The sequence below is a fragment of the Oryzomonas sagensis genome (assembly GCF_008802355.1).
GTDB classification, from domain to species: domain Bacteria; phylum Desulfobacterota; class Desulfuromonadia; order Geobacterales; family Pseudopelobacteraceae; genus Oryzomonas; species Oryzomonas sagensis.
This window is the reverse complement of sequence record NZ_VZRA01000001.1, coordinates 854,953-879,470: the sequence shown is the minus strand read 5'-3', so window position 1 is coordinate 879,470 and position 24,518 is coordinate 854,953. Positions and strand designations below refer to the sequence as shown.

The 24,518-nt window shown below is 61.4% G+C and carries 20 protein-coding genes and 2 riboswitches; of the genes, 11 read left to right on the top strand and 9 right to left on the bottom strand.

Annotation, left to right across the window (positions count from 1 at the left end):
* The first annotated feature begins 3 nt into the window (after positions 1 to 3).
* Positions 4 to 1,257: a BamA/TamA family outer membrane protein gene (locus F6V30_RS03980; RefSeq protein WP_151155188.1), complete on the top strand. Its 1,254-nt coding sequence runs from the start codon at positions 4 to 6 to the stop codon at positions 1,255 to 1,257.
* 40 nt (positions 1,258 to 1,297) lie between these two features.
* Here F6V30_RS03980 and F6V30_RS03975 read toward each other — a convergent pair whose 3' ends face one another.
* From F6V30_RS03975 to F6V30_RS03955, 5 genes are all read right to left on the bottom strand, one after another.
* Positions 1,298 to 3,019, bottom strand: a complete 1,722-nt coding sequence (locus F6V30_RS03975; protein WP_246163194.1) for an ABC transporter ATP-binding protein — start codon at positions 3,017 to 3,019, stop codon at positions 1,298 to 1,300.
* A gap of 91 nt (positions 3,020 to 3,110) precedes the next feature.
* Positions 3,111 to 3,623 carry a methylated-DNA--[protein]-cysteine S-methyltransferase gene (locus F6V30_RS03970; RefSeq protein WP_151155186.1) on the bottom strand — a complete coding sequence of 171 codons (513 nt, stop codon included), beginning with the start codon at positions 3,621 to 3,623 and terminating at the stop codon, positions 3,111 to 3,113.
* A 293-nt stretch (positions 3,624 to 3,916) separates the two neighbouring features.
* Positions 3,917 to 4,579, bottom strand: a complete 663-nt coding sequence (locus F6V30_RS03965; protein ID WP_246163190.1) for a carboxymuconolactone decarboxylase family protein — start codon at positions 4,577 to 4,579, stop codon at positions 3,917 to 3,919.
* Positions 4,580 to 4,652: 73 nt separating this feature from the next.
* On the bottom strand, positions 4,653 to 5,168 hold the full coding sequence (locus F6V30_RS03960; protein ID WP_151155184.1) for a (R)-mandelonitrile lyase: 516 nt from the start codon (positions 5,166 to 5,168) through the stop codon (positions 4,653 to 4,655).
* A 65-nt stretch (positions 5,169 to 5,233) separates the two neighbouring features.
* A complete protein-coding gene (locus F6V30_RS03955) occupies positions 5,234 to 6,421 on the bottom strand; it encodes an iron-containing alcohol dehydrogenase (RefSeq protein ID WP_151155183.1) in 1,188 nt (395 codons plus the stop codon).
* A 229-nt stretch (positions 6,422 to 6,650) separates the two neighbouring features.
* Here F6V30_RS03955 and F6V30_RS03950 point away from each other — a divergent pair, with 229 nt between their 5' ends.
* The gene (locus F6V30_RS03950) at positions 6,651 to 7,559 is read left to right on the top strand and encodes an AraC family transcriptional regulator (protein WP_246163186.1); all 909 of its coding nucleotides are present in this window, start codon (positions 6,651 to 6,653) and stop codon (positions 7,557 to 7,559) included.
* 172 nt (positions 7,560 to 7,731) lie between these two features.
* Here the strand turns inward: F6V30_RS03950 and F6V30_RS03945 are convergent, their stop codons facing one another.
* Positions 7,732 to 8,163 (bottom strand): single-stranded DNA-binding protein, encoded by a 432-nt coding sequence (locus F6V30_RS03945; RefSeq protein ID WP_151155182.1) that lies wholly within the window; start codon positions 8,161 to 8,163, stop codon positions 7,732 to 7,734.
* Positions 8,164 to 8,430: 267 nt separating this feature from the next.
* Positions 8,431 to 8,507, top strand: a riboswitch (cyclic di-GMP riboswitch).
* Between the two features lie 147 nt (positions 8,508 to 8,654).
* Positions 8,655 to 8,731: riboswitch (cyclic di-GMP riboswitch) on the top strand.
* Between the two features lie 187 nt (positions 8,732 to 8,918).
* Here F6V30_RS03945 and F6V30_RS03940 point away from each other — a divergent pair.
* The 4 genes from F6V30_RS03940 (at position 8,919) to F6V30_RS03925 (ending at position 14,981) form a co-directional block, all read left to right on the top strand.
* Positions 8,919 to 11,225 carry a fibronectin type III domain-containing protein gene (locus F6V30_RS03940; protein WP_151155181.1) on the top strand — a complete coding sequence of 769 codons (2,307 nt, stop codon included), beginning with the start codon at positions 8,919 to 8,921 and terminating at the stop codon, positions 11,223 to 11,225.
* 190 nt (positions 11,226 to 11,415) lie between these two features.
* The gene (gpmI, locus tag F6V30_RS03935) at positions 11,416 to 12,948 is read left to right on the top strand and encodes a 2,3-bisphosphoglycerate-independent phosphoglycerate mutase (RefSeq protein ID WP_151155180.1); all 1,533 of its coding nucleotides are present in this window, start codon (positions 11,416 to 11,418) and stop codon (positions 12,946 to 12,948) included.
* A complete protein-coding gene (locus F6V30_RS03930; protein ID WP_151155179.1) occupies positions 12,945 to 13,601 on the top strand; it encodes a fumarylacetoacetate hydrolase family protein in 657 nt (218 codons plus the stop codon). The genes gpmI and F6V30_RS03930 overlap by 4 nt, the downstream gene beginning before the upstream one ends.
* Positions 13,602 to 13,784: 183 nt before the next feature.
* Positions 13,785 to 14,981, top strand: a complete 1,197-nt coding sequence (locus tag F6V30_RS03925) for a phospholipase D-like domain-containing protein (protein ID WP_246163184.1) — start codon at positions 13,785 to 13,787, stop codon at positions 14,979 to 14,981.
* On the opposite strand, the gene F6V30_RS03920 is transcribed toward F6V30_RS03925, so the two are convergent.
* Positions 14,956 to 16,056: a TIGR04283 family arsenosugar biosynthesis glycosyltransferase gene (locus tag F6V30_RS03920; RefSeq protein WP_151155177.1), complete on the bottom strand. Its 1,101-nt coding sequence runs from the start codon at positions 16,054 to 16,056 to the stop codon at positions 14,956 to 14,958. The genes F6V30_RS03925 and F6V30_RS03920 overlap by 26 nt on opposite strands.
* Before the next feature lie 46 nt (positions 16,057 to 16,102).
* Here F6V30_RS03920 and F6V30_RS03915 point away from each other — a divergent pair, with 46 nt between their 5' ends.
* The 5 genes from F6V30_RS03915 to hypA all read left to right on the top strand — a co-directional run bounded on the left by F6V30_RS03915 (position 16,103) and on the right by hypA (position 20,779).
* Positions 16,103 to 16,900 carry a TatD family hydrolase gene (locus F6V30_RS03915; protein WP_246163181.1) on the top strand — a complete coding sequence of 266 codons (798 nt, stop codon included), beginning with the start codon at positions 16,103 to 16,105 and terminating at the stop codon, positions 16,898 to 16,900.
* Positions 16,901 to 17,320: 420 nt separating this feature from the next.
* Positions 17,321 to 19,318 carry a multicopper oxidase family protein gene (locus F6V30_RS03910; protein ID WP_151155175.1) on the top strand — a complete coding sequence of 666 codons (1,998 nt, stop codon included), beginning with the start codon at positions 17,321 to 17,323 and terminating at the stop codon, positions 19,316 to 19,318.
* 255 nt (positions 19,319 to 19,573) lie between these two features.
* Positions 19,574 to 19,909, top strand: coding sequence for a cytochrome C (locus tag F6V30_RS03905; RefSeq protein WP_151155174.1), 336 nt, complete (start codon positions 19,574 to 19,576; stop codon positions 19,907 to 19,909).
* A gap of 194 nt (positions 19,910 to 20,103) precedes the next feature.
* Positions 20,104 to 20,310, top strand: a complete 207-nt coding sequence (locus F6V30_RS03900) for a hypothetical protein (protein ID WP_149308437.1) — start codon at positions 20,104 to 20,106, stop codon at positions 20,308 to 20,310.
* A gap of 133 nt (positions 20,311 to 20,443) precedes the next feature.
* Entirely contained in the window at positions 20,444 to 20,779 is a 336-nt protein-coding gene (gene hypA, locus F6V30_RS03895; RefSeq protein WP_151155173.1) for a hydrogenase maturation nickel metallochaperone HypA, read from the top strand.
* 47 nt (positions 20,780 to 20,826) lie between these two features.
* On the opposite strand, the gene F6V30_RS03890 is transcribed toward hypA, so the two are convergent.
* Both F6V30_RS03890 and F6V30_RS03885 read right to left on the bottom strand, forming a co-directional pair.
* Complete coding sequence (locus F6V30_RS03890) at positions 20,827 to 22,419, bottom strand: phosphoenolpyruvate carboxykinase (protein ID WP_151155172.1); 1,593 nt, start codon at positions 22,417 to 22,419, stop codon at positions 20,827 to 20,829.
* 153 nt (positions 22,420 to 22,572) lie between these two features.
* The gene (locus tag F6V30_RS03885) at positions 22,573 to 24,426 is read right to left on the bottom strand and encodes a phosphoenolpyruvate carboxykinase (GTP) (RefSeq protein WP_151155171.1); all 1,854 of its coding nucleotides are present in this window, start codon (positions 24,424 to 24,426) and stop codon (positions 22,573 to 22,575) included.
* Positions 24,427 to 24,518 lie beyond the last annotated feature (92 nt).

Sequence of the window (24,518 nt, the reverse complement as noted above, 5' to 3'; positions counted from 1 at the left end):
CACATGCCAGGCAGAAGCCTGATTCCGTTTACATTTTTCCTGTTCCTTGCGGTGCTGCTCGGCGGCTGTACGAGCTATATCCCGCGGGAAAAGGTCCCCGGCATATTTGCGTCCTATACCGGCAACACCCCGGTCAAGGCGGTCGCCATACCGCTGCCGGTCATTGCCTCCAGCCCCAACGAGGGGATAACCGCCGGCGCGTTGACCGCATTCCTCTTCCACAACAAAAACGACGAGATCAACGCCCTCCTGGCCCCCCAGGTGAACCATAACACGAATTTCGGCGTCACCACGTCCCTGTACGGCGCATTTTATCCCACTCCCGACCGGAACGCCGAGATCAACCTCTCCCAATCCACCATCATCAACAACGATTACGAGATCAAACTCCACGATAAGACCTTTTTTGACAAGCATCTGGAATTGAACCTCGTGACCTATCTCTTCAACGACGGCTCCGCCCGTTTCTTCGGTTTCGAAGCCAAGAGCCCCAAACAACGGGAAACCAATTACACCGACGCGGAAATCGGTTTCAACCTGTCCGTAGGCTATGACATCGGTCGCCACTTCCAGGTGGTCCTGGGGGAACGGTACCGTGATGTCGGTATCGACCCGGGCGCGGTCAAGGGAATCCCCTATATCAAAGACCAGTTCAGCGCGGGGCACGTGCCGGGGATAAACGGATTCGCCACCCATTCCCAACGCATCTCCCTGGTCTACAGCACGCTGGACTCCGCCACCACTCCGACCTTCGGGGGTTTTGCCAAGGTCACCTTTGAGCCCACGTTCAAGGCTCTCGGCGGAGCAGCGGACTTCCGCCATTACGAGGCAGAAGCCAAGGGGTTCTTCCCCCTGGACGACGCCCGCTACGTCAGCGTCTTTCGCCTTATGTACAATCAGACCCTGGGGAAAGACGTTCCTTTCCTGGAACAGAGTATCCTGGGGGGGGAGACCACCCTGCGGGGGTATGGCCGGAACCGTTTCATCGACAACAGCTTCCTGCTCTGCAACCTTGAGGAACGAATCAGGCTTTTCCGCTGGGAGATATTCAACGTAACCGCAGATTGGGAGGTCGCCCCGTTCGTCGATCTGGGGGCGGTGATGGAGGCGTTTGACAAGGCCCGCGCCAACAATTTCGAGTTCAACCCCGGCGTCGGCTTCCGCGCCATTGTCCGGCCGAACATCATCGGCCGGGTCGATATGGGGATCGGCCGGGATGGCCCGGCCATATTCGTCGGCTTGGGCTACCCGTTTTAGGCCCTGAGCCGCCCCCGCAGCGGTCAGCCGGAGCGCGCGGCTATAACAGTTCCTCCTGCAAACGCTGGCTTCGATACATCTGCGCATACAGCCCACCCTGCGCCAACAGGTCGGCAGGCCTTCCCTGTTCGGCGATCCCGCCGTTTTTCAGCACAACGACCCGGTCGCAATCGCGAAAAGCCGACAGGCGGTGCGAAACGATCACCACGGTCCTGTTACGGTAGAACACCCCCAGTTGCGCCAGGATCTCTTCCTCGTGACCGGCATCAACGGCCGAAAGCGGGTCGTCCAGCACCAGGATGCGCGGGTCCGTCGCCAGCGCCCGGGCGATGGACAGCCGCTGTTTCTGCCCGCCCGACAACATCACGCCTTTTTCTCCCACCATGGTGTCCAGTCCGTCGTGAAAGTTGCCCACATCCTCCAGGAACCCGGCCTGCCGCGCCGCGTCGGCGATAATGGCCCCCTCGGCTCCCGCCGCCAGGCCATAGGCGATATTCTCCCGGATGTTGCGGGAGAAGAGAAAGGCTTCCTGGGGCACATATCCGATCAGGCGCCGCAGGCTGTTCAGGGCGATGCGGTTGATATCCCGGCCGTCCAGAAACAGCATCCCGTCACCCACCGGCACGAGCCGCAGCAGCAGCCTGAGGAGCGTGGACTTGCCGCTGCCGACCTCCCCGGTGATCCCCACCTTTTCACCCGGCGCAATATGGAGGGAAATCCGCTCCAGCACGGTCTCATTCCCGTAGCCGAAGGTCAGTTCGCGAAACTCGATCCCCTGCCGCACCTCCTCAAGGGGTTCCGCGTCGGCCGCATCCCCAACCGACGGCTCGGCCGTCAGAATCACGGCCAGACGCGCCATTGAGGCCGCGCCGCGCTGGGCCAGGGTCAGTATCCACCCCAGCACCGCCGTCGGCCAAACCAACATGGTCAGATAGCCGCTGAAGGCGACAAAATCCCCCAAGGTCATGGCCCCGGCAATGACCAGGCGCCCCCCCAGAAAGACCACCACCAGCGTGCCGGCCCCGGTGGCGGCAGCCATTACCGGCAAGACGAGTCCGCGCAGCCGGGCCAGGCGCAGGTTGTGGTGCAGATAGCTGCCGGACATGGCTTCAAAAAGGCCCAGAAAATGATCTTCGCGGCAATAGGATTTGATCAGACGTACCGCCGAGACGGACTCCTCGGCCATGCTCGACAGGCGGGCCAACTCCTCCTGGGCCGCCAGGGAGCGCAGGAACATGCTCTGGCTGATCCGCCTGACCACCAGCACCATCAGGGGAAAGGGCAGTATGGCCCACAGGGTCAGCCAGGGCTGGATGCGCACCATCAGCGTCACCGCCGCCAGATAAAGGATTACGGTGTTTACGGCGCTCATGGCCCCGAATCCGGTCAGCATGCGGACGTTGGTCAGGTCGTTGGAGAATCGGGAGAGAATGTCGCCGGTCCTGCTGCGGGAAAAATACTGCAGATCGAGGAGCATCAGGCGGCGAAAAAGATCGTCACGGATACGGAACTCAATGATGCGGGCCGCGTTGAGGATCAGGGTGCGGGAAAAGATGCGGGTGATGCAGTGCGCCAAAGCCAAGGCAACGATCACCGCGGCGCAGGCGGCAGGGGAGAGGCGTACGGCGGCCGGATGCTGCAATCCCTCCACGGCCAGCTTCATGAACCAGGGGATCAGCAGGGCAAAGCCGTTGGTCAGCAGGAGAAAGAGAGCACCGCCGGCATAACGGCGGCAGAGCGCTCCCAGGTATGGAACTAACAAAGCGAGATCTTTAATGCGTGTGCCTCATGAAATCAACCGGAAAAGGATACATATGCTTCAAACGGCCCCCTGACAACCAATGCGTCTTATTCTAGATTGAAATCTTCAAGTTTGCAACGTTCTCCAGGGTCAGCAGGGCGACCTTGCGCTCCAGGCCGCCGGCATAACCGGTCAGGGAGCCATTCGCCCCCACGACGCGGTGGCAGGGGATGACGATGCTGATCGGATTGCGCCCCACGGCACCGCCCACCGCCCGGGCAGAGGTCATGCGCCCTTCGCGCTCCGGGGCCAGTTGCCGGGCCAGGGCGCCGTATGTGGTGACCGTCCCCGGGGGGATGGCACGCAACAACGCCCATGTCGCCATTTGAAACGGCGTTCCCCGAGGGGCGACCGGCAGATCGAACCGGCGCAGTCGACCGGCAAAATAGGCGTCCAGTTGCCCCCGTAGCGCCGTGAAAACCTGATGATCCGGGTCTGGCAGCCACTCGCGGAAATGTTCCGGGGCATGTTTCTGACCGACAAACCAGAGTCCGCAGAGGTGTTCCTGCTCCACCGCTGCGATCATTTCTCCCAGAGGCGTCAGGATGGTGCAATACCGTTTCATAGTTTTTCCTCCCCTATCGTCTCAAGCAAAGTGCACAGGCTCAGGGTAGCAGAGGAACGCCAGGGCGGCCCCCTCTTTCATCGAACGTCCTGCTCGATAAAAGAAATATACCATAGTGCGGCGCACCCGTGCTTGCCATTTTCGGACATGGTCCCCTATTCGGCAGAGCCGTGCCGACCAGGTCATCTATGAACAAAAAACCCCTTCAGAATCGGATCTGAAGGGGTTTCGTTCCCACTGGACTCCCCCAGAATCTGGACCGGTTTCCCGGGAGGAGGCCATATTTTCATGATTTATTTCAGTGATCGCTCTTTTGCCCTGCTGCTGAGAGCCTTCCCCAAAAGGTCATTGGCATTTTCGGCTTCTTTCTCACCGACCCTGACCGTGAAAACGGTTATCAGGCCCCTCATCTGAGCCTCTGTGAGCCCGGTGTTGAACCCGATGGCAAAATGGGCCTGCAGCTGGGGATCGACGCCTTTCATGTTGGCCAGAGCCGAAATAGTGGCAAGCTCCCTGTTCTGGAAGTCCAGATTGTCGCGCCCAAAGATATCTCCGAACAGGTGTCCTTTCAAAAACCGGTCGATGGCGGGAGCAAAGGTATAGATCGCCCCGGTGACCGGCTTTCCTGCCAGGCGTGTCTGGATTTCCGTGCCAAGCTCCATGCTGCTTTTAGTGGCGGGAAAGGGGCGTGCCTCCTCGCCGGCCTTGTCCCTGATCCCCTTCCGGCCCCGCTCTTCCATAACGCCCATGAAGGCGTTGAGCGCGTTCAGGCTGCGCGGGAACCCCGTATAGGCATACAACTGCACCAGGATCTCCTTGATTTCATTCACGGTCAGACCGGCATCCAGGCCTTCATGCAATGCCGGCTTCAGCCGCTCCAGATCACCGGTGGCGGTAAAGGCCGCAATGGTGACGATACCTTGCTGTTTGGCGTTCAGAGCCAGATTCTTGTCCATGTTTTGCGCCTCCGAAATAGTGGAAAAACAGCACAATGCGGCAAGCGTGACGGCCGGGAATACACTGATGTTCCTATTCATGGGTACGTCCCTGTTTGCCGTTGTATTGCTCGTCGGTGACCTTTTCCAGCCATTCGACGTTCTTGCCGTTGACGGTACCCGTGATGGCGATATGGGTCATTGCGGTAGCGGGTGCGGCCCCGTGCCAGTGCTTTACCCCTGGCGGGCACCAGATCACGTCTCCCGCCTTGATTTCAACGATCGGGCCGCCCCATTCCTGGGTCCGGCCGACACCGGCGGTAACGAGCAGATGCTGCCCTGTCGGGTGAGTATGCCATGCGGACCTGGCCCCCGGCTCGAAGGTGACCTGGCCACCTGAATAGGGCGCCGCATCATGTGCCGGGAAGAGGGGGGCAACACGGACCTGACCGGTAAAATATGCGGCAGGTCCTTTGACGGAAGGCTGTGAACCGGCCGGGGATATGCTCTGCGACGGCTTGCTTGCTTCGGCGGCCGATGCCCGGCCCGTAACAACACCCGCCGCAATGACAAGTAAAAGCGACAAAAAAAGCACTGCTGTGGTCTTCATGTACAATCTCCTTCGACGGTTCGTGACTCCATCATTTTGCTGCCGCAAGGCCCAACCCGGAACCGTTACAGTGCCGAACGCAGGACGTCGACGATGTCCGCTCCGCCCATGGGCGGACAACCGGGGAGACGCCCCTGGTCGTCGTGGACGATGTGCAGCGTATCCTGAGCGTACTGCTGAAGCAGGGCAGCGCCGATGCCCAACTGCGACAGCCGCACCGGGCAGCCGATGGAGGCGAGGAACCCCTCGAAGCGCTCGATGCCTTCAATGGCGCAGCCGAGCTCGTCCCCCGGCCGGGCCGGCACCCCGAAGATGCGCTGGGCGAACTGCGCGAAGCGTGCGGGACGCGCCTTGGCGGCAAAGCGCATCCAGGCCGGATTGACCACGGCCAGCCCCGCCCCATGGGCGATATCGTGGAGGGCGGACAGCGTGTGCTCGATCATGTGCACCGGAAAGGCCGCATCGGTGCCGATCTGCACCCAGCCGTTGAGGGCCACGACCGATGCCCATTGGACCTGGGCGCGGGCCTCGATATCACTGCCGTCGGCTACCGTTTTTTTACCCCACTCCATGGCGGTGAGGATGACCCCCTCGGCAAAGCGGTCCTGCAACGGCGTCCCCTCGACGCCGTTGAAGTACCCCTCGGTCACATGGGTGATCATGTCGCAGACGCCGTATGCGGTATGATCCGCCGGGACCGTCAGGGTCAGCTCCGGGTCCACCAGTGCGACCCTGGGGTAGAGGCAGTCGGCCTGTATGAACGACTTCACTTTCGACTCTTCATTGCTGATGACCGCTCCGCAGTTCATCTCCGAGCCGGTGGCAGCCAGTGTCGGCACGGTAATGACCGGGAGGGCCGAAGCCGGTACATGCACGTTCGCCTGCCCGTGGAGGAACATGTCCCACGGGTCCCCTTCATAGAGAACAGCCGCCGCGATCACCTTGGAGGCATCCATGGTGCTGCCGCCTCCCAGGGCGATGACCACATCGCACTTTTCGCTTCTGGCAATCCCGGCACCACGAATCACCGACGAGATCCGCGGATTGGGCTCGATGCCGGAACATTCCACCACCGAGACACCGGCAAGCTTCAGGCTGGAAACGGCACGATCAAAGACGCCGCTGCGCTTGACACTGCCGCCGCCGGTTACCAGCAGGGCACGTTTACCGTGCGCGCTTGCCACCTCGCCCAAGCGAGAGAGGGCGCCGGCGGCAAAGACCAGACGGGTTGGATTCTGAAATTCAAATTTCATGGTAATCTCCTTAGAGGTGAGTTCGTTACAACCATTTTTTCCGTATGGTGTACCCTTTATTCGGATAGTACTCCCGAACGGACGAATGCTATAGACCATTCCTCTCAATTTCTTGCCCGATCCTAAAAGACGCCATAGAAATGTTTGTAATGCGGAGAGGGAATTGTTAGTATTTCCGAGGTATTATTTAAAAGGATTATTTACGAAGCGAGCACGAGAGGGGTTTATTATGAGCAACCGCATGGGAACAGCGGTCGAAGCCTTGGGAAAGAGCATTGCCCGCTGGACCGAGAAAAACACCTTGCTTGAATCCGCGATCCCGGGCCTGTCGCTTTATCAACATGAGAAACCGACCCCACCGCAGAATGCGCTGTACGAACCGAGCATTTGCCTGGTTGCCCAAGGGGCCAAGCGCGTGTTGTTCGGCGATGACGCCTATGTCTATGACGCCCGCCACTATCTGGTTACGTCCATACATCTGCCCACCATGGTGCATATTGTCGAAGCGAGCGAGGAGAAACCCTGCCTGGGACTGGTATTGAAGCTTGATCAGCGCGAGATCTCACAGCTGATGGTGGACAGTCATCTCCCTCCGCCTCGGGCGCAGCAATCGGGCCGCGGCATGTTGCTCGGCGAAATGACGTTGCCGCTGGTCGGCGCCTTTCAGCGATTGATCGACTTGCTTGCGGAAGAGAAGGACATACCGATCCTTGCGCCGGTTATTAAGAGGGAAATCACCTATCGCTTGCTTGTGGGGGACCAGGGTGCGCACCTGCGCCAGATAGCATCGGTGGGGAGCCAGAGCCATCAGATCGCGCGGGCGGTCGACTGGCTGAAGAACCACTTCGACCAGCCGCTGCGTATCGACGACCTGGCTGAGCAGGCCAGCATGAGCAGCGCGACGTTTCATCATCACTTCCGCTCGATGACCGCCCTCAGCCCGTTACAATTCCAAAAGCAACTGCGCCTGCAGGAAGCCAGGCGTTTAATGCTGGCAGAGCGTATGGATGCGGCGACCGCGGCATTTCAAGTGGGCTACGAGAGCCCTTCCCAGTTCAGCCGTGAATACAACCGGTTATTCGGGGCACCGCCGTTGCGGGACATCGCGAACTTGCGGCACTTGGCGGTAGGTGAATGATCGTGCCCGGCCCCTGCGTATAACGGAGGGAAAAGGCTCCCGCCCGCTTTTGTTACCGCTGCGGATCGAGCGGTGGCGGGTGAATCCCGCATCTTCCGCACGTTAACGACAAAGTCCCGCCAGAAGCGGGTCTGACGGGACTTTGCCTACATCTACGTTATAGGCGCACCGGCTAGAACGGAATATCGTCATCCTGGAACGGCGGTTCTTCGAACCCTCCGCCGCCATGCTGCACCGGTTCCGAGGTCACGTCGCCGCCCCGGCGCCCTTCACCCTTGGGGGAGAGCATCTGCATCTTTTCACCGACGATCTCGGTGGTGTAGCGCTCATTGCCGCTGTTGTCCTGCCACTTGCGGGTTTGCAGGCGCCCTTCGATGTAAACGGTCTTCCCCTTGGAGAGGTATTCGCCGGCGATCTCGGCCAATTTCGACCAGAGGGTGACCCGGTGCCATTCGGTGCGTTCTTCCCATTCGCCGCTCTTGTTCTTGAAGCGTTCGCTGGTCGCCAGGTTAAAGCTGGCGACGGCAGCCCCGGACGGGGTATAGCGTACTTCCGGGTCCTTGCCCAGGTTTCCTATCAGCATGACCTTGTTCAGGCTTGCCATGTTCGTGCTCCTTTTGCTGCAATAGTATCACAGGGTAACGCCGCTGGAAAACCGTCGCCCCCCTGTCAGGCGGATGCAGAATACATCATCTGGCACGCCAGGGCAAGGATTCCCGTCCGCCCCCCGTGCCGCCCCATTTTCAGCCCGACAGCCGGTTCCTTCTTACCGTGAATCCCAAAGGCAAAGAATGTGAAATTTATTCTTGACTTTAATAGTATCATTTTATATCCTGTAAACAACTTTAATCAAAATAGCAGCGATCAAGATAGACGACAATACTAAACCATCCGCGAGGATGGGGCGGAAAGCCTACAGGGTCTCACCGAGACAGCCGGGTCGCCGAAATATCGTACCAGATATTCGGCCCCGGCTTTTTTGTACCCGGTATCGAAAATGAGGGGGTAGAGAGAACACCAGCGTTGCAACGCCTGAAGGGCGGACATTTGTACCGGTCAAGATTGCCCGTAAAACCGGTACAAGACACCCGTGATACACGATACTACTAAACCATCCGCGAGGATGGGACGGAAAGCCTACAGGGTCTCACCGAGACAGCCGGGTCGCCGAAATATCACCCTCGATATTGGGCCCCGGCTTTTTTGTGCCCGGTATCCTTGCAAAACGGTAAGCAGAAACAACGAAACAGATGCTGCTCACCATCAACCAGCCGCAGCAGAAAGCAGCAAGGAGAACAAATGGAGACACGTATGAGTAGGACAAACAGCGCACCACATGGAGCAAAGAAAGGAGCATCAATGACAAACCTGATCAAAAGGACACTTGCAGCAATCACGATATCCTCTCTGGCAATAATCGGCCTCACGCTTGCCGGATGCGGCGGCGGAGGAGGGCTCTCCTCCCAGACCGTGAACGGCACGGCCGCCGTCGGGGCGCCCCTGTCCGGCCAGGTCAGCCTCAAGGACTCCTCGAGCACGCCGCTGACAAGAACCACCGTTATCGCCGGCGACGGCACATTTGCCATCGATGTCACCGGCATGCAGGCCCCCTTTATCCTCCAGGCGACCGGCAGCGCCTCCGGCACCAGCTATAAGCTGCACTCCTTTGCCGAAGGCACCGGCACCGCCAACATCAACCCGCTTTCCGACGCCATCGTAGCCAGCGCCGCAGGGGATGACGACGCGTCGAAAACCTACGACAACGCCGATCACGACAAACTGGGCAAGATCAAGGGGAACCTCGCGGCGACCGTCGATGCCCTGCTGAAAAAACTGCAACCCCTGCTCCAGCAATACAACGCCCAGAACACCAACCCGATCACGTCACGCTACATCGCCAACCATCTCGACCTTGACGATATGTTCGACAACGTGAAGATCACCGTCGCCAATGGGGACCTGTCGATCATCAACGCCAAAACCGGCGCCGTTATCTACAGCGGCAAGGTGACCGACATCGCCAACGGCAATTTCTACCCCGGCAACGTCCCCTCGACCCCGGCGGCTCCCGTAGCCCCGACCGGGGTAGCCGCAGTCGGCGGCGCCGGCCAGGTGACCGTCTCCTGGACCGCCGTCAGCAATGCAACCTCCTATAACATCTATTACGCCACCACCTCCGGCGTCACCACCGCCACCGGCACCAAGATCGCCAATGCCACCACCCCGTACGTCCAGACCGGGCTCGCCGCCAGCACCACCTACTATTATGTGGTGACCGCCGTCAACAGCACCGGCGAAAGCGTCGCCTCGGCCCAGGCATCGGCCACCACCAACGCCGCCGTGCCGACCCCGACCGCCCCGGCGGCACCCACCGGCGTGACCGCCACCGGCGGCACCAAGCAGGTGACCATCTCCTGGCCGGCGGTTTCCGGCGCCACCTCCTATAACATCTACTATGCCACCGCTTCCGGCGTCACCACCGCCAACGGCACCAAGATCAGCAATGCCGCCAGCCCCGCCGTTCAGACCGGGCTCGCCGACGCCACCACCTACTACTACGTGGTGACCGCCGTCAACAGCGTCGGCGAGAGCGCCGCCTCCGTCCAGGTTGCCGCGACGACCCTGGCTGCCGTCCCGGCACCGACCGCCCCGGCGGCACCGACCGGCGTGAGCGCCACCGGCGGCGCCAAACAGGCGACCATCTCCTGGTCCGCGGTTTCCGGCGCCACCTCCTATAACATCTACTATGCCACCGCTTCCGGCGTCACCACCGCCTCCGGCACCAAGATCGCCGGCGCCACCAGCCCCTATGTCCAGACCGCCCTTTCCGCCGGCACCACCTATTACTACATCGTCACCGCCGTCAACAGCGTCGGCGAGAGCACCGCTTCGGCCCAGGCATCGGCCACCACCAACGCGGCGCCCCCGGCCGTCCCCACCGCGCCGACCGGCGTGGCCGCCACCGGCGGCACCAATCAGATGACCGTCTCCTGGTCCGCGGTCTCCGGCGCCACCTCCTATAACATCTACTGGTCAACCGCCACCGGCGTCACCATCGCCTCCGGCACCAAGATCGCCGGCGTAACCAGCCCCTATGTCCAGACCGGGCTCGCCGCAGGCACCGCCTACTACTACATCGTCACCGCGGTGAACAGCTCCGGCGAAAGCCCCGCTTCGGCCCAGGCATCGGCAAGCACCAGCGCACCGGCCCCGGTCGTCCCGGCCGCGCCGACCGGCGTGGGCGCCACCGGCGGGACCAACCAGGTGACCGTCTCCTGGTCGGCGGTCAGCGGTGCCACCTCGTACAACATCTACTACGCCACCACCAGCGGGGTCTCTAAAACGAGCGGCACCAAGATCGCCGGCGCCACCAGCCCCTATGTCCAGACCGGACTCGCCGCCGGCACGACCTACTACTACGTTGTCACCGCAGTGAACAGCGCCGGCGAAAGCGCCGCTTCGGCCCAGGCATCGGCGGCCACCTCGGCGCCGGCCTTTGACGCCTTATCGTACTACAATACCGTTTGCCTCGGGTGCCACGGTTCGCTGGGCGTCAGGACAGCAGCTCAGATCCAGGCAGCGATCACGGGGAACTACGGAGGTATGGGTTCTCTCAGCAGCCTGACTACTGCCCAGATTGCCGCCATAGCAGCAGTATCCTATTAAGTTTCGGCCAGTTACAAAAAAGGGCTCCGTTTTCGGGGCCCTTTTTTTATGTGCATGCACCATGCTGGGCAGCTTGCGTCCGGGTTTCCGGACAGAAACGAGATATAGCGCTTGAAGCCCCGGCTGTTTTGACTTACAGTTATGCCACGTGGTTACAGTACCCACCATTCCATGAATACGGGGTCCGCCCATGAACAAACCGCTTCTCCTGATGATCCTCGACGGCTGGGGGATCAACGCCAATCCCGACAATAACGCCGTCGCCCTGGCCCACCCCCCCAACCTGACCAGGCTGTTGGCGGACTATCCCCATGTCCGGATCCATACCTCCGGCATGGCGGTGGGCCTGCCCGACGGCCAGATGGGCAACTCGGAGGTCGGCCACCTCAATATCGGCGCCGGCCGGATCGTGTATCAGGACCTGACGCGCATCACCAAATCGATCCGGGACAAGGATTTCTTCGCCAACCCGGTGCTGCTGGAGTGCATCGCCAAGACCAAGGCCAATGGCGGCAGGCTGCATCTGGCGGGGCTCCTCTCCGACGGGGGGGTGCACTCCCACAACAGCCACCTGTATGCCCTGCTGGAGATGGCCAAACGGGAAGGGGTGAAGGAGGTGTTCGTGCACTGCCTCCTGGACGGCCGCGACACCCCGCCCCAGAGCGGCAGCGACTACCTGGCCCAGTTGGAGGCGGAGATCGGGCGGATCGGCACCGGCCGGATCGCCACGGTCATGGGGCGCTACTACGCCATGGACCGGGACAACCGTTGGGAACGGGTCGAAAAGGCCTACAACGCCATGGTGTGCGGCGAGGGGGAACAACGCGCCTCGGCCCGGGAGGCCATCGAGGCCAGCTATGGCGCCGGGGTGCACGACGAATTCGTCGTCCCGGCCGTGATCACGGAAAACCGCGCGCCGGTCGGCACGGTCAGGGACGGCGACGGCTTCATCTTCTTCAACTTCCGCTCCGACCGGGCCCGGGAGATCACCCGCGCCCTGGCGCTGGACGACTTTGACGGTTTCCCGCGCCGCTGCCGTCCGAAGCTGGCCGGTTATGTCTGCATGACGGAATACGACGCCACCTTCGGCCTGCCCATCGCCTACGGCCCCGAGCAGTTGACCAACATCCTGGGCGATGTCCTGGCCCATGCCGGGTTGAAGCAGTTGCGCATCGCGGAGACCGAGAAATACGCCCATGTGACCTTTTTCTTCAACGGCGGCGTGGAGGCCCCGTTCCCCGGCGAGGAGCGCTGCCTGATCCCCTCCCCCAAGGAGGTGGCCACCTACGACCAGAAGCCGGAGATGAGCGCCTACCCGGTGACGGAGGAGTTGCTGAAGCGTATGGACCGGGACCTCTACGATGTGATCATCCTCAACTTTGCCAACTGCGACATGGTGGGACACACCGGCGTCCTGGAGGCGGCCGCCAGGGCGGTCACGGTCGTTGACGACTGCGTGGGCAGGATCGTGGCCAAGGTGCGGGAAAAAGGGGGCGCGGCGCTGATCACGGCCGACCACGGCAACGCCGAGCAGATGGCGGACGACAACGGCGAGCCGTTCACGGCCCACACCACCAACCCGGTGTGGCTGCTCCTGGTGGACGACAGCCGCAAAGATGCCGTGTTGCGCGAAGGGGGCCGGCTGGCCGACATCGCGCCGACCATGCTGAAGATGTTGGGCCTGGCCCAACCCACGGAGATGACAGGAGAGAGTCTGCTATGAAAACCGCAAAGATACCCGCCACGGACAATGAATACCTGATCGGCAAGATCCTCTGCATCGGCCGCAACTACGTGGACCACATCAAGGAGCTGGGGAACGAGACCCCGGCGGCGCCGGTGGTCTTCCTGAAGCCGGCCACCGCGGTGGTGGACGACGGCGGCACCGTGGTCATCCCCCCCTACAGCACGGCATGCCATTACGAGGCGGAACTGGCGGTATTGATCGGCACGGACGGCAAGGATATCCCCGAGGCCGAGGCACTGTCCCATGTGGCCGGCTATGGGGTCGCCATCGACATGACCCTGCGGGATGTGCAGGACACCCTCAAGAAGAAGGGGCTGCCCTGGGAGATCGCCAAGGGGTTCGACACCTCCTGCCCCTTGTCGGCATTTACCCCGGCGGCGCAGGTTCCCGATCCGCAGGACCTGACCATCAGGCTGCTGCTCAACGGCGCAGAACGCCAGAACGGCTCCACCGGCCTGATGATCAATCCGGTGGCCCGGATCATCAGCTATCTCTCCACTATCTTTACGCTGGAAGAGGGGGACGTGATCCTCACCGGCACCCCCGCCGGCGTGGGCCGGGTCCAGCCGGGGGACGGCATGGTTGCCGAGATCACGGGCGTGGGGCGGATGAGCGTTACTGTCGAATAATACCGATTCCAAATCAATGAGCTTGTCCGTAAATAACTGCTGCGAGTACCGCGCCCGGATTTGCGGCAGATTTGACTTGGCCGATTGAGCAAAACCGCAGGCGTAGCAGGGTCAACGCCTACGGATTTTGCGATTGAGGCCGGGGCAAAGATGCTGCGAAGACGGGATGCGAGGCGGGGTATCATGGCTAAGGGTGCTCCCATTCGGCATAACAAGCGCCTGGTGCGGATGTTGCGCCTGTTCCGGCATATCCGCTTCGTGGGCCAGCCGGTCACCTACCGGCGCAACCGGGTCGTGCTCCACCCGGATGGCCCTGATTTTTTCCGGGCGCTCTTCGGCGCCATCCGCTCGGCGGAGCGGTACATCCTCCTGGAATATTATCTGATCCGCAACGACACCACCGGCTCCGCCTTTGCCGCCGAACTCCTCGATGCACAGCAAAGGGGCGTGCCGGTGTTCCTGATCTACGATTACATCGGCTGCGTCGAGACCCCCTCCGCCTACTTCAGGGACCTGGCCCGGCACGGCATCAAGCCCCTCTCCTTCAACGTGCCCTCATTCAAGCGGGGCATCCACTGGTTCGACAAACGCGACCACCGCAAGATGGCCATCATCGACGGCCGCCGGGCATTTCTGGGAGGATTCAACATCGGCGACGAATACGCCGGTCTGGTCTCGAGCCCTGTCAAATTCCGCGACGTGGGTTTCAGCATCACCGGCTGCGCCGTCCATGAACTGGAACGCATCTTTTCCGAAACCTGGCAGATGGAACGGGACGAACCGCCCCGGGTTCCCACCGGCGGCAGGGACCCGGGCGCACCCCGCCCCGGACGGGCCAACGTCATCATCGTCAGCGGGGGGCCGCACCACCGCAGATCCTACATACGCAGCGCCTTTCTGGCCGCCATCACCTCCGCCTCGGAAAGCGTCCTCATCGTCACCCCCTACTTCGTTCCCGGCCCGCGCATCGTTCGTTCCCTGCTACGGGCGGTCCGGCGCGGCGTGCGGGTGCGCATCCTGCTCTCGGCAAAAAGCGACGTGCCGCTGATGCGGCTGGTAGGGCGCAGCTACTATACGGCCTTGCTCAAGGCGGGCATCGAGATCTGCGAGGTGGAGCGGGAGGTGCTGCACGCCAAGGTCATGCTGATCGACGGCGAACGGACGGTGATCGGCTCGGCCAACCTGGACCAGCGCAGCTTCCACCGCAATTTCGAGATCAACTGCATCGTCGACAACAACTCCTTCGGCAAACAGATCGCCCGGATGCTGGAGCAGGACTTCCGGGATTCGCGGGCCATCACCCTTGCAGACCACGAGCGCCGGGGCAAGCTGTCTCAGCTGCTGGAGAAGCTGGTCAACCTGTTTGCCTGGTTTTTGTAGCCGCTCCCTGCAAAGGGCGCATGAGCATGAAGCCGAACCAGAGCCGGACCAACCCTGCTGCCGCCAGGGCCGCGGGGAGGGTGCCGAAGAGCGGCTTCAGGCGCCGCTCGTACAGCCGAAGCCAACAAGGCGCAACCTCTCCCGGCCCCTTCCCCCGGGAAAAGGCGCGGCGGGTATCCAGCCAGAAGAAGATCTGCCAGGCGTTGGCGGCCACATGGCGGCCGGTAATGCGCCAAAAGGAGCGGCGCCACTCCCCCGACCGGCACGCGAGCAGGGTGCGGATGCCGTCCAGGATCGGGTGGAGCGAGAGCCGGCCGGTATAGGCGTCGAAGCGGTACAGCCCGGAAAGGGTGGTGAAGAACTCCGTCCAGCCGGCCACCAGGCAGTTGACGATGATGGCGTTCAGCACCTGCCGCTCCCACAGCCCTTCCGCTTCAAAGCGGCGGGCCGAGGTGCCGATCTCGGCGGGGAGGAGCAGCCAGTCGCACCGCGCCGCCACCGCATCCGCGAGGCGGAGGTCCTCCAGAAAGGGCATCTGCTCGTCAAAACCGCCCAGAGACCGGAAGAACGGGCGGGGCAGCATGAAGCCCTGGTCGCCCCGGATGCACTCCGGGCGGTCGAGGCGCGCCTTGGCCTCGTAGAAGAAATAGGCCGGGGATGGCGTGGCGTCACTCCGGTGGAAACGCAGGGCAAAACGCCCGGCGACCTCATGGCACCCGGCGGCGGCCTGCCTGGCCCGCAGCGCCGCGACTCCGCGGGCCAGGGCATCAGCCGCGGCGAACGTCGAATCGGCGTGCAGAAACAGCAGCGTATCGGCGCGGGCAACCACGGCACCGGCATTCATCTGGCGGCCGCGACCGCGGGGCGCCGGGACGACCTCTGTTGCAAACGGCACCTGCCGGGCCAGGCGGGCGGCCCGCTGGGGGGTGCCGTCCTCCGAACCGCCGTCGCAGAGGATCAATTCGAAACGGATGCCCTGTTGGGCGGCAAGGGTGGCGAACAGGGGCGCCACGTAGGCGGCCTCGTTGAGAACCGGCACAATGATGGAGAGTTCAGGGGGGTGATCGTTGGTCATGGGCGCTCCGGGAGAATGCAGTCCAGTGTATCCGAATCAGCCATATTTGCAATCCGAAGCTCACGCGGGATTGATCGACACCCACTGCCACCTGGACCTGGAGCCGCTTGCCCCGCACCTGCCCCAGGCGCTTGCGGCGGCGCGCCGGGCCGGGGTGACCCGGTTCGTGGTGCCCGGGGTGCATCCCGACGGCTGGCAGCGGATCCGGGCATTGGCGGCAGCGCACCATGAGATCCTGCCCGCCGTCGGCATCCATCCCATGCATGCCGCTCTGGCGGACGATGACGCCCTCTCCGCCCTGGCCCGGCTGGCCGCCGGCAGCGTTGCCATCGGCGAGATCGGCCTGGACCCGACGTACCCCGTCCCCCTCGAAATCCAGGAAGCCGCATTCCGCGGGCAGCTCAGGCTGGCCGCCTCCCGGGGACTCCCGGTGCTGGTGCACTGCCGCCGGGCCTTCCAGCGGACCGTGCAGATCATGCGGGAGGAACGGGCCGATCGGGTGGGAGGGATCATGCACGCCTTCTCCGGGTCGCCGGAGATGGCGCGGGAGTTTATCCGCCTCGGCTTCCTCATCTCCCTCTCCGGCACCCTGACCTGGCCAGGCGCGGTGCGCCCCCTGCGCCTCGCCAGGGAGGTCCCGCTGGAACAGCTGGTCCTGGAAACCGACGCCCCCGACCTGTCCCCCCAGGGCCACCGGGGGAGCGCCAACCAGCCGGCCTGGATGGTCGAGACCCTGCTCGCCCTCGCAGCGGCCAAAAACAACACGCCGGAAACCGTTGCCGCGGCCACACGGGATAATGCCGTCAGGATACTCGGCCTCTCCGGGGAGAGCAACGTCTCTTGACTCGCCTTATCCCGTAGCGGCCGTATCGCAACAAACGGCACAATGTCGCAGACCGGTTCATTATCGGCCGGTTGCAGCGCTCCCCCCCATGGCGCCATCCCCCTCTCGTGATTTAGCCGCATCAGCAACGCCCCTATCCATATTTGTTGCACAATCAACAAATATTGACATCCTCTTCTTCCCTCATCTCTCGCGGGCTTAGACCACACGTTTCGCCGCGCATCGGCTGCAACGTTTATTGCAGCACCGTCCCGTCCCCTCGCGCAAACATCCCGATAACATCCGGTTATTATTAATCTATTTTTTTGGGCCCGATAACTGCAAACGTACTCGCCAAATCAGTGCGTTGGGGGGCGTCGTGTAAGCGATACGCCCTCGGCCCGCCTCTACGATCCAACAAAAACAGTGGGGAGGTTCAACATGGCAAAGGGAAAATGGCCACACCGGGCGTATCGGTACTATCGCTCCATACTGCTTGCCGGCTGCGCCCTGATGATGTGGGGATGCAACGGCGACACCACAAATATTTCGACGCGTTCCGCCGCTTCCGGTTCGAAGAGCCCGCTCAACCCATTGATGCTCCAACAATTTGCCACACCCCTGCCGATCATCCCGGCGGCCACCGCCGACACGACATCCGTCGCCGGATCCGACTTTTACGTGGTCAAGGCTCAGCAAAGCACCGACTATGATTTCGGGCTGAGGAATAGTGACGGCAGCGAACTCACGAATCCATACACCGGCAAGCCGGTCCGAAGCACGGTCTGGGGCTACTCTGTGAACGGCCTCAGCGCAGGATACCTGGGGCCGACCATCGAGGCCCGCTCGACCCTCGACACATCGGGCAGAAAGGTTGTAGTCAAATATATCAATGATCTCCGTGACGCTGCCGGCAACCTGCTCACGAAGCACCTCCTGTACGTTGATCCGACGCTGGACGGGACCAACAATGGAGAGCCGGAAATCCGTATCGTTCCCCACCTCCACGGCGGCCACACCCAGTCAGGCTTTGACGGAAACCCGCTGTACTGGTTCACCAACAACCCGAACGCTCCCGCCAACGGCATGGGTGGGCCGGCCGGGAATACCGTCACCTATACCTATGACAACGATCAATTGGGCACCACGCTGTGGTACCACGACCATGCCATGGGGATTACCCGGCTCAACGTTTACGCCGGGCTTGCCGCCTTTTATATCCTGAGGGACAATTACGAGGACAGCCTCAACCTGCCCAAGGGGAACTACGAGATTCCCCTGGTCATTCAGGACAAATCATTCTACGAGGACGGCTCCATCGCCTACCCCACAACCCCCTTGCTCGACCCCTACACCCATCTCCCGATCGTTGACGCAAACGGTAGGCCTGTTCTGTCGTCCCTTCCCGAGTTTTTCGGCAACACCATCATGGTAAACGGGAAGGTCTGGCCAAAGCTCGAGGTCGAGCCACGGCGCTATCGCTTCAGGCTGCTCAACGGCTCCGATTCACGCTTTTACAACCTGTGGATCGAACTTCCCAACGGCAGCCCGCTCCCCGCAGGCATGATCACCCAGATCGGCAATGAAGGCGGTCTGCTCCCGACACCCGCCACCGTGGGCGACACGGAGGACAACGGCATCCTGCTCGCGCTTGCCGAACGTGCCGATCTCATCATCGACTTCTCAAAGGTGCCGCCCGGCACCAAGATCACCATGCGCAATAATGCCAACGGCCCCTACCCCGGCGGCAACCCGCCCGATCCGAAGACCACCGGCAAGATCATGCAATTCACGGTGACGAAACCCCTTTCAGGCACCGATACCAGCGCGGCCACCGCCTCCCGGCCGCACACGCCTCTGGCGGCTGCGGATAACGTCCGTATCGTCGATCTCCAGGAGTTGCGCGATATCTTCGGCATCAATTATGATCCGGCCGGCGAGGGAACCCTCTTCTACCGCCACCTCCTGCTCCTGAACGGAAACCTTTTTACGGACCCGATCACGGAAAAACCGGTCTTGAATACCGTGGAGGACTGGATCATCGTCAACGGCACCGTCGATATGCATCCGATGCACCTCCACCTGGTCGGCTTCGAGGTCGTGGAGAAGGGGACCCTGACCGGCTACATCCCGGCCGCCCTCGGATTGCCGCCCCGCTATGCCGCACTCAATAAGGATACCGACCCGGCCGGACGTACGCCGCTTGACTTCGAATTCGACAGGAACTATACCGTCACCGGCAACGAAACAGGCTTGAAGGATACGGTAAAGGTCCCGCCGGGCGGTCTGGACCCGAATGGCAATCCGGATCCCAACAATCGGGGATATGTGCGCATCCGCGCAAAATTCGACCGCCTCGGCATCTATATGTGGCATTGCCACATCCTCTCACACGAGGATAACGACATGATGCGGCCATTCGAGGTTGTCGCGCCGTAAGACGCCGGGGACACCGGCAGGCATGAAAACGGGCCGCCATTGCGGCCCGTTTTCATGTGCCCTCGGCCTCTTGGTGGCGCAACCGATGGGCAGAAACCGCTCCCTGATGCCGCAAAAGACCTTGACCGCAACATCAGCCGCAGGATGCCTCAGGCGGATGATTCCTGCTATTTTTAGCGAATTTGCTTAAAATGACTTGCTTAGGTCAAGATCAGAGGGTAAGCTTTGTCGTCACCCCTTGCGAGGAGCTTCATCATGAAATATCTTGTTGCCGCTGTTGCGGCGGCCCTTGGCCTGGCTCTCAGCGGCTGCACCATGTTCTCCGCCTGGAAGAGCATTCCGCCGCCCGGCGGTTGCGACCAGTGCCACACCTTGGCGATCTCCGCCAATTGGCAGGTCACCTATCAACCGGCCATGGTGTCCGATGAACGGGGCAGGCAATATTTCCAGACCCCGGAATACAACCTCTCCCAGCAGGGCAAGCAGCAATCCCCCCTTGACACCAAAAAGGTCGAGGAGCTGGCATGTTTCGATTGTCACAAATCACCGACGCCGGCGCATCAGGGGCGCAAAGGGCGCTTTCATCATTGATCCCCGTGGCCCGCAGCGAACCGCTGCCGCAGACGGTTTGATTTGTGTTCTAATTATTTTTTCTAAAAAAATAGCTCTATTTGCATAAAAAAATATTGACATAGTTTTTTTTGCGAGTATATTTCGTGTTTGATTTTCAAAACCATGCGCATAGCGTTCAAATGGTGAATTCTAAGAGAAAGAGGTGACACAAAATGAAAAAACTGATCTCCCTGACGCTGGTACTGGCCCTTGCTACCGTTTTTGCTGCTGGCTGCAAGAAAAAGACGGAAGAAGCTCCTGCTCCTGCTCCGGCTCCTGCCGCTGCTCCGGCTCCTGAGCAGAAACCGATGTCTTCCGCTAAAGCTCCTGCTGCTGAAGCTCCTAAGGCTCCGGAAGCTCCTGCTGCCGACAAGAAGTAATTCTGCTTTCCCTGTGTGGATTGCACAAGCCTGCGGGGCAACCCGCAGGCTTTTTTTGTGTTCAATTATCCGAGTGCGAGCAGTACCAATGCAGCGCAGCAGATGAATGCGCGCTACCGCAGGAGAACCCACCATGCACGAGATGTCCATAACCCAGGGAATCATCGATATTTGCGAACAACATGCCGGCGGCAGGCGCGTGCTCTCGCTGGACGTGGAGATCGGGGAACTGAGCAGCGTTGTCCCCGACGCGGTGGAGTTCTGCTTCGAGGCATGCAGCCGCGGCACCCTGCTGGAGGGGGCGCGCCTGAATATCCTGCGAATTCCGGGCCGGGGGCATTGCCTGGATTGCGGGATGGACACGCCGCTCACCGCGGCCTTTGGATCGTGTAGCCGCTGCGGCGGCTATCGGGTAACCATCGAAACGGGGGAAGAGATGCGGGTCCGGGAAATCGAGGTGGATGAATAGAAACGGGCGCTGCCGGAAGCAGCGCCCGTTCTTGCTTTTGAGCCGGATCACATGACGTTTGCCACGTCATCCGGGACAGAGGCCCGATACTTCTCGAAATTCCCCCTGAACAACTCGACGAGCTTCCGGGCGGCTTCATCGTATTTGGCCTTGTCGGCCCAGGTGTTGCGCGGATTCAGCACCTCCGCCGGCACCCCCGCGCAGCTGGTGGGGATATCCAGACCGAAGAAGGGGTCCTGCTCAAAGCTCCCGGCGATCAGGGTGCCGTCGAGGGCGGCGTTGACCAGGGCGCGCGAATAGGCGATCTTCATGCGCGAGCCGACGCCGTAGGGGCCGCCGCTCCAACCGGTATTGACCAGCCAGCAGGACACCGTGTGCCGGGCGATCTTTTCCCGGAGCAGTTCACCATACACCGCCGGGTCGAGAGGCATGAACGGGCCGCCGAAGCAGGTGGAAAAGGTGGCCGAGGGCTCCTTGCCCCCCGCTTCGGTGCCGGCGACCTTGGCGGTGTAACCGGAGAGGAAGTGGTACATGGCCTGCTCCTTGGTGAGCCGCGCAATGGGGGGCAGCACGCCGTAGGCGTCGCAGGTCAGCATGATGATGTTGCTGGGATGTCCGGCCGTTCCCGAGAGCACGATGTTGGGTATGTGGGTCAGGGGGTAGGATGCCCGGGTATTTTCGGTGAACGAATCGTCGTCCAGGTCTACCCTGCGGCTCTGGGTGTCGATGGCGACGTTTTCCAGAATGGTGCCGAATCTGCGGGTCGTTTCGTAGATCTCCGGTTCGGCCTCCCGGGAAAGTCTGATGATTTTTGCGTAACACCCCCCCTCGAAGTTGAAAATCCCCTTGTCATCCCAGCCGTGTTCGTCGTCGCCGACCAGCGAACGGTGGGGGTCGGCCGAAAGCGTGGTCTTGCCGGTCCCGGAGAGGCCGAAGAATATGGCCGTGTCCCCCTTGGGCCCCACATTGGCCGAGCAATGCATGGAAAGGATCTTCTTCTCGATCGGCAGGAGGTAATTGAGGATGGTGAAGACCGACTTCTTGTTTTCACCGGCGTAACTGGTGCCGCCGATGATGATCAGCTTCCTGGCAAAGTTGACGATGATGAAGGTCTCCGAGTTCGTGCCGTCCACCGTCGGAACGGCGTGAAAGTTCGGCATGTTGACGACGGTGAACTCGGGGCGGATGGTCGCCAGTTCCTCCTGGGTGGCGCGCACGAACATGTTGCGGGCGAAGAGCGACTGCCAGGCCTTCTCGGTGATGACCCGGATCGGGAGGCGGTGCTCCCGGTCGGCACCGGCAAAGCAGTCCTGCACGAACAGGTCCTTGCCGTGCATGTAGGCCAGCATGCGGTCATAGAGGGCGTCGAACCTGGCCGGATCAAACGGCTTGTTGACCTTGCCCCAGGCGATGTTGTCGCGGGACGCCGGTTCATCGACGATGAATTTTTCATTGGCGGCCCGTCCGGTGTAATGACCGGTTTTGACGGCAATGGCTCCCAGGTGGGAGACGAGCCCTTCGCCGCGCTTGATGATCTGTTCGTAGAGGACCGCCGTGGGAGGGGTCCAGAAGATCAGGTTCGCATTGGTGATGCCGTGCTCCTCAAGCCCTGTGCCGCGGGTGACATCGTTGAATTTCATCGTCGCACCTCCCGTGTGATATATGGCGGTTATTCCCTGCGGAACGGTTTAAAAAAAAGCTGGGCGAGAAACCATACCCCTGCGGCGTCTTACCCAGCTTTCTTAAGTTTGCCAACCCCGGCCCGGGCCGGGGTTCAGTGGCTGTAGCGGCCCTTATTCATTCCACCCTTCGGAATTGACCTCGCCGATCTGCTCCCAATGTTCCGGGGAACGCCACAGGCTGGAAAGAATCAATTCACGGATATGGAGGAATTCCTTGGGGAGGCGGTCGTACATCTTGACGAACAGCTCCTCATGGGAAAGGACCTCTTCCTTCCATACATCCCGGTCAATGGACATCAACTCGGAATATTGCTCGCGGGTGACGTTGTCCAACCCGGTCCAGTCCAGGTCCTCGTAGCGCGGCATCCAGCCCAGGGGGCTTTCGGTGGACGACCCCCGCCCATTGGCCCGGTCAACGATCCATTTCAGCACCCGCATGTTTTCGCCATAACCGGGCCAGAGGAACTTGCCGTTGGCGTCTTTGCGGAACCAGTTGACGCTGAAGATGCGCGGCGGATTGGGGTTGGTGCGCCCAACCTGGAGCCAGTGATTGAAATAATCGGCCATATGGTATCCGCAGAAGGGGAGCATGGCGAACGGGTCGCGGCGCACGTTGCCGACCTTGCCCACCGCAGCGGCCGTGGTCTCGGAACCCATGGTCGCGGCCAGGTAAACGCCGTAGCTCCAGTTGAATGCCTGGTACACCAGCGGGATGACGTTGTTGCGGCGGCCGCCGAATACAAAGGCCTTGATCGGCACCCCTTTGGGGTTTTCCCATTCCGGATCGATGGAAGGGCACTGCCCCGCAGGCGCGGTGAACCGGGAGTTGGGGTGGGCGGCATTCCTGCCGCAACCGGGGGTCCAGGCGTTGCCCTGCCAGTCGGTCAACTCTGCGGGCGGCTCATCGCTCATCCCCTCCCACCAGACATCGCCGTCCGGCGTCAGAGCGACGTTGGTAAAGATGGTGTTGCGGGAGCAGGACGCCATGGCGTTGGGGTTGGTTTTGACGTTGGTGCCGGGGGCCACGCCGAAAAAGCCCGCTTCGGGGTTGATGGCATACAGCTGCCCGTCGGGGCCGGGTTTGATCCAGGCGATGTCGTCGCCCACGGTGGAGATTTTCCAACCGCTCTCCTTAAAGGATGCAGGCGGCACCAGCATGGCCAGGTTGGTCTTGCCGCAGGCGCTGGGGAAGGCCGCCCCCAGATAGGTTTTCTCGCCTTGAGGCGATTCGATCCCCAGGATGAGCATATGCTCGGCCAGCCACCCTTCGTCCTTGGCGATCTTGGAGGCGATCCGCAGGGCCAGGCATTTCTTGCCGAGCAGGGCGTTTCCGCCATAACCGCTGCCGAACGACCAGATGGAACGTTCTTCCGGGAAGTGGACGATGTACTTTTCCTTGTTGCACGGCCAGATCACGTCCTTTTGGCCCGGCTGCAGCGGAGCACCCACCGAGTGGAGGCAGGGGACGAATTCGCCGTCGCCGAGCACATCCAGAACAGCCTTGCCCATACGGGTCATGATCCGCATGTTGACGGCGACATAGGGGGAATCCGAGATCTCCACCCCGATCTTGGCGATATTGGAGCCGAGCGGTCCCATGCTGAAAGGGATGATATACATGGTGCGCCCCTTCATACAGCCCTTGAAGAGCTTGTGCAGGGTTTCCTTCATCTCCTTGGGGGGCATCCAGTTGTTGGTTGGTCCGGCATCCTGTTTGGAAAGGCTGCAAATGAAGGTGCGGTCCTCGACGCGGGCCACATCGCTGGGGTCGGACCAGGCCAGGTAACTGTTGGGACGTTTCGCTTCGTTCAGCTTCCGGAAGGTTCCGCTCTTCACCAGCAGGTTACAGAGGTTGTCGTACTCCGCATCGGAGCCGTCACACCAATGTATCGCATCGGGTTCGCACAGCGCCGCAACTTCTTCGACCCACTTCCGCAACTGCTCGTTCTTTACCTCGTAACCCATACCACTTCCTCCTCATGTTTAAGTAAGTTTCATACCTAATAAAACCGGAAAGATCTTGGTCAAGATAGGTAGCATGATTGATCATACTGACG

Bases quoted from the DNA above. Each gene is read 5' to 3' on its own strand.
- F6V30_RS03980 (WP_151155188.1), top strand. From the start codon at position 4: ATGCCAGGCAGAAGCCTGATTCCGTTTACATTTTTCCTGTTCCTTGCG.
- F6V30_RS03970 (WP_151155186.1), bottom strand. From the start codon at position 3,623: ATGAAACGGTATTGCACCATCCTGACGCCTCTGGGAGAAATGATCGCA.
- F6V30_RS03965 (WP_246163190.1), bottom strand. From the start codon at position 4,579: ATGGACAAGAATCTGGCTCTGAACGCCAAACAGCAAGGTATCGTCACC.
- F6V30_RS03960 (WP_151155184.1), bottom strand. From the start codon at position 5,168: ATGAAGACCACAGCAGTGCTTTTTTTGTCGCTTTTACTTGTCATTGCG.
- F6V30_RS03955 (WP_151155183.1), bottom strand. From the start codon at position 6,421: ATGAAATTTGAATTTCAGAATCCAACCCGTCTGGTCTTTGCCGCCGGC.
- F6V30_RS03950 (WP_246163186.1), top strand. From the start codon at position 6,651: ATGAGCAACCGCATGGGAACAGCGGTCGAAGCCTTGGGAAAGAGCATT.
- F6V30_RS03945 (WP_151155182.1), bottom strand. From the start codon at position 8,163: ATGGCAAGCCTGAACAAGGTCATGCTGATAGGAAACCTGGGCAAGGAC.
- F6V30_RS03940 (WP_151155181.1), top strand. From the start codon at position 8,919: ATGACAAACCTGATCAAAAGGACACTTGCAGCAATCACGATATCCTCT.
- gpmI (WP_151155180.1), top strand. From the start codon at position 11,416: ATGAACAAACCGCTTCTCCTGATGATCCTCGACGGCTGGGGGATCAAC.
- F6V30_RS03930 (WP_151155179.1), top strand. From the start codon at position 12,945: ATGAAAACCGCAAAGATACCCGCCACGGACAATGAATACCTGATCGGC.
- F6V30_RS03925 (WP_246163184.1), top strand. From the start codon at position 13,785: ATGGCTAAGGGTGCTCCCATTCGGCATAACAAGCGCCTGGTGCGGATG.
- F6V30_RS03920 (WP_151155177.1), bottom strand. From the start codon at position 16,056: ATGACCAACGATCACCCCCCTGAACTCTCCATCATTGTGCCGGTTCTC.
- F6V30_RS03910 (WP_151155175.1), top strand. From the start codon at position 17,321: ATGGCAAAGGGAAAATGGCCACACCGGGCGTATCGGTACTATCGCTCC.
- F6V30_RS03905 (WP_151155174.1), top strand. From the start codon at position 19,574: ATGAAATATCTTGTTGCCGCTGTTGCGGCGGCCCTTGGCCTGGCTCTC.
- F6V30_RS03900 (WP_149308437.1), top strand. From the start codon at position 20,104: ATGAAAAAACTGATCTCCCTGACGCTGGTACTGGCCCTTGCTACCGTT.
- hypA (WP_151155173.1), top strand. From the start codon at position 20,444: ATGCACGAGATGTCCATAACCCAGGGAATCATCGATATTTGCGAACAA.
- F6V30_RS03890 (WP_151155172.1), bottom strand. From the start codon at position 22,419: ATGAAATTCAACGATGTCACCCGCGGCACAGGGCTTGAGGAGCACGGC.
- F6V30_RS03885 (WP_151155171.1), bottom strand. From the start codon at position 24,426: ATGGGTTACGAGGTAAAGAACGAGCAGTTGCGGAAGTGGGTCGAAGAA.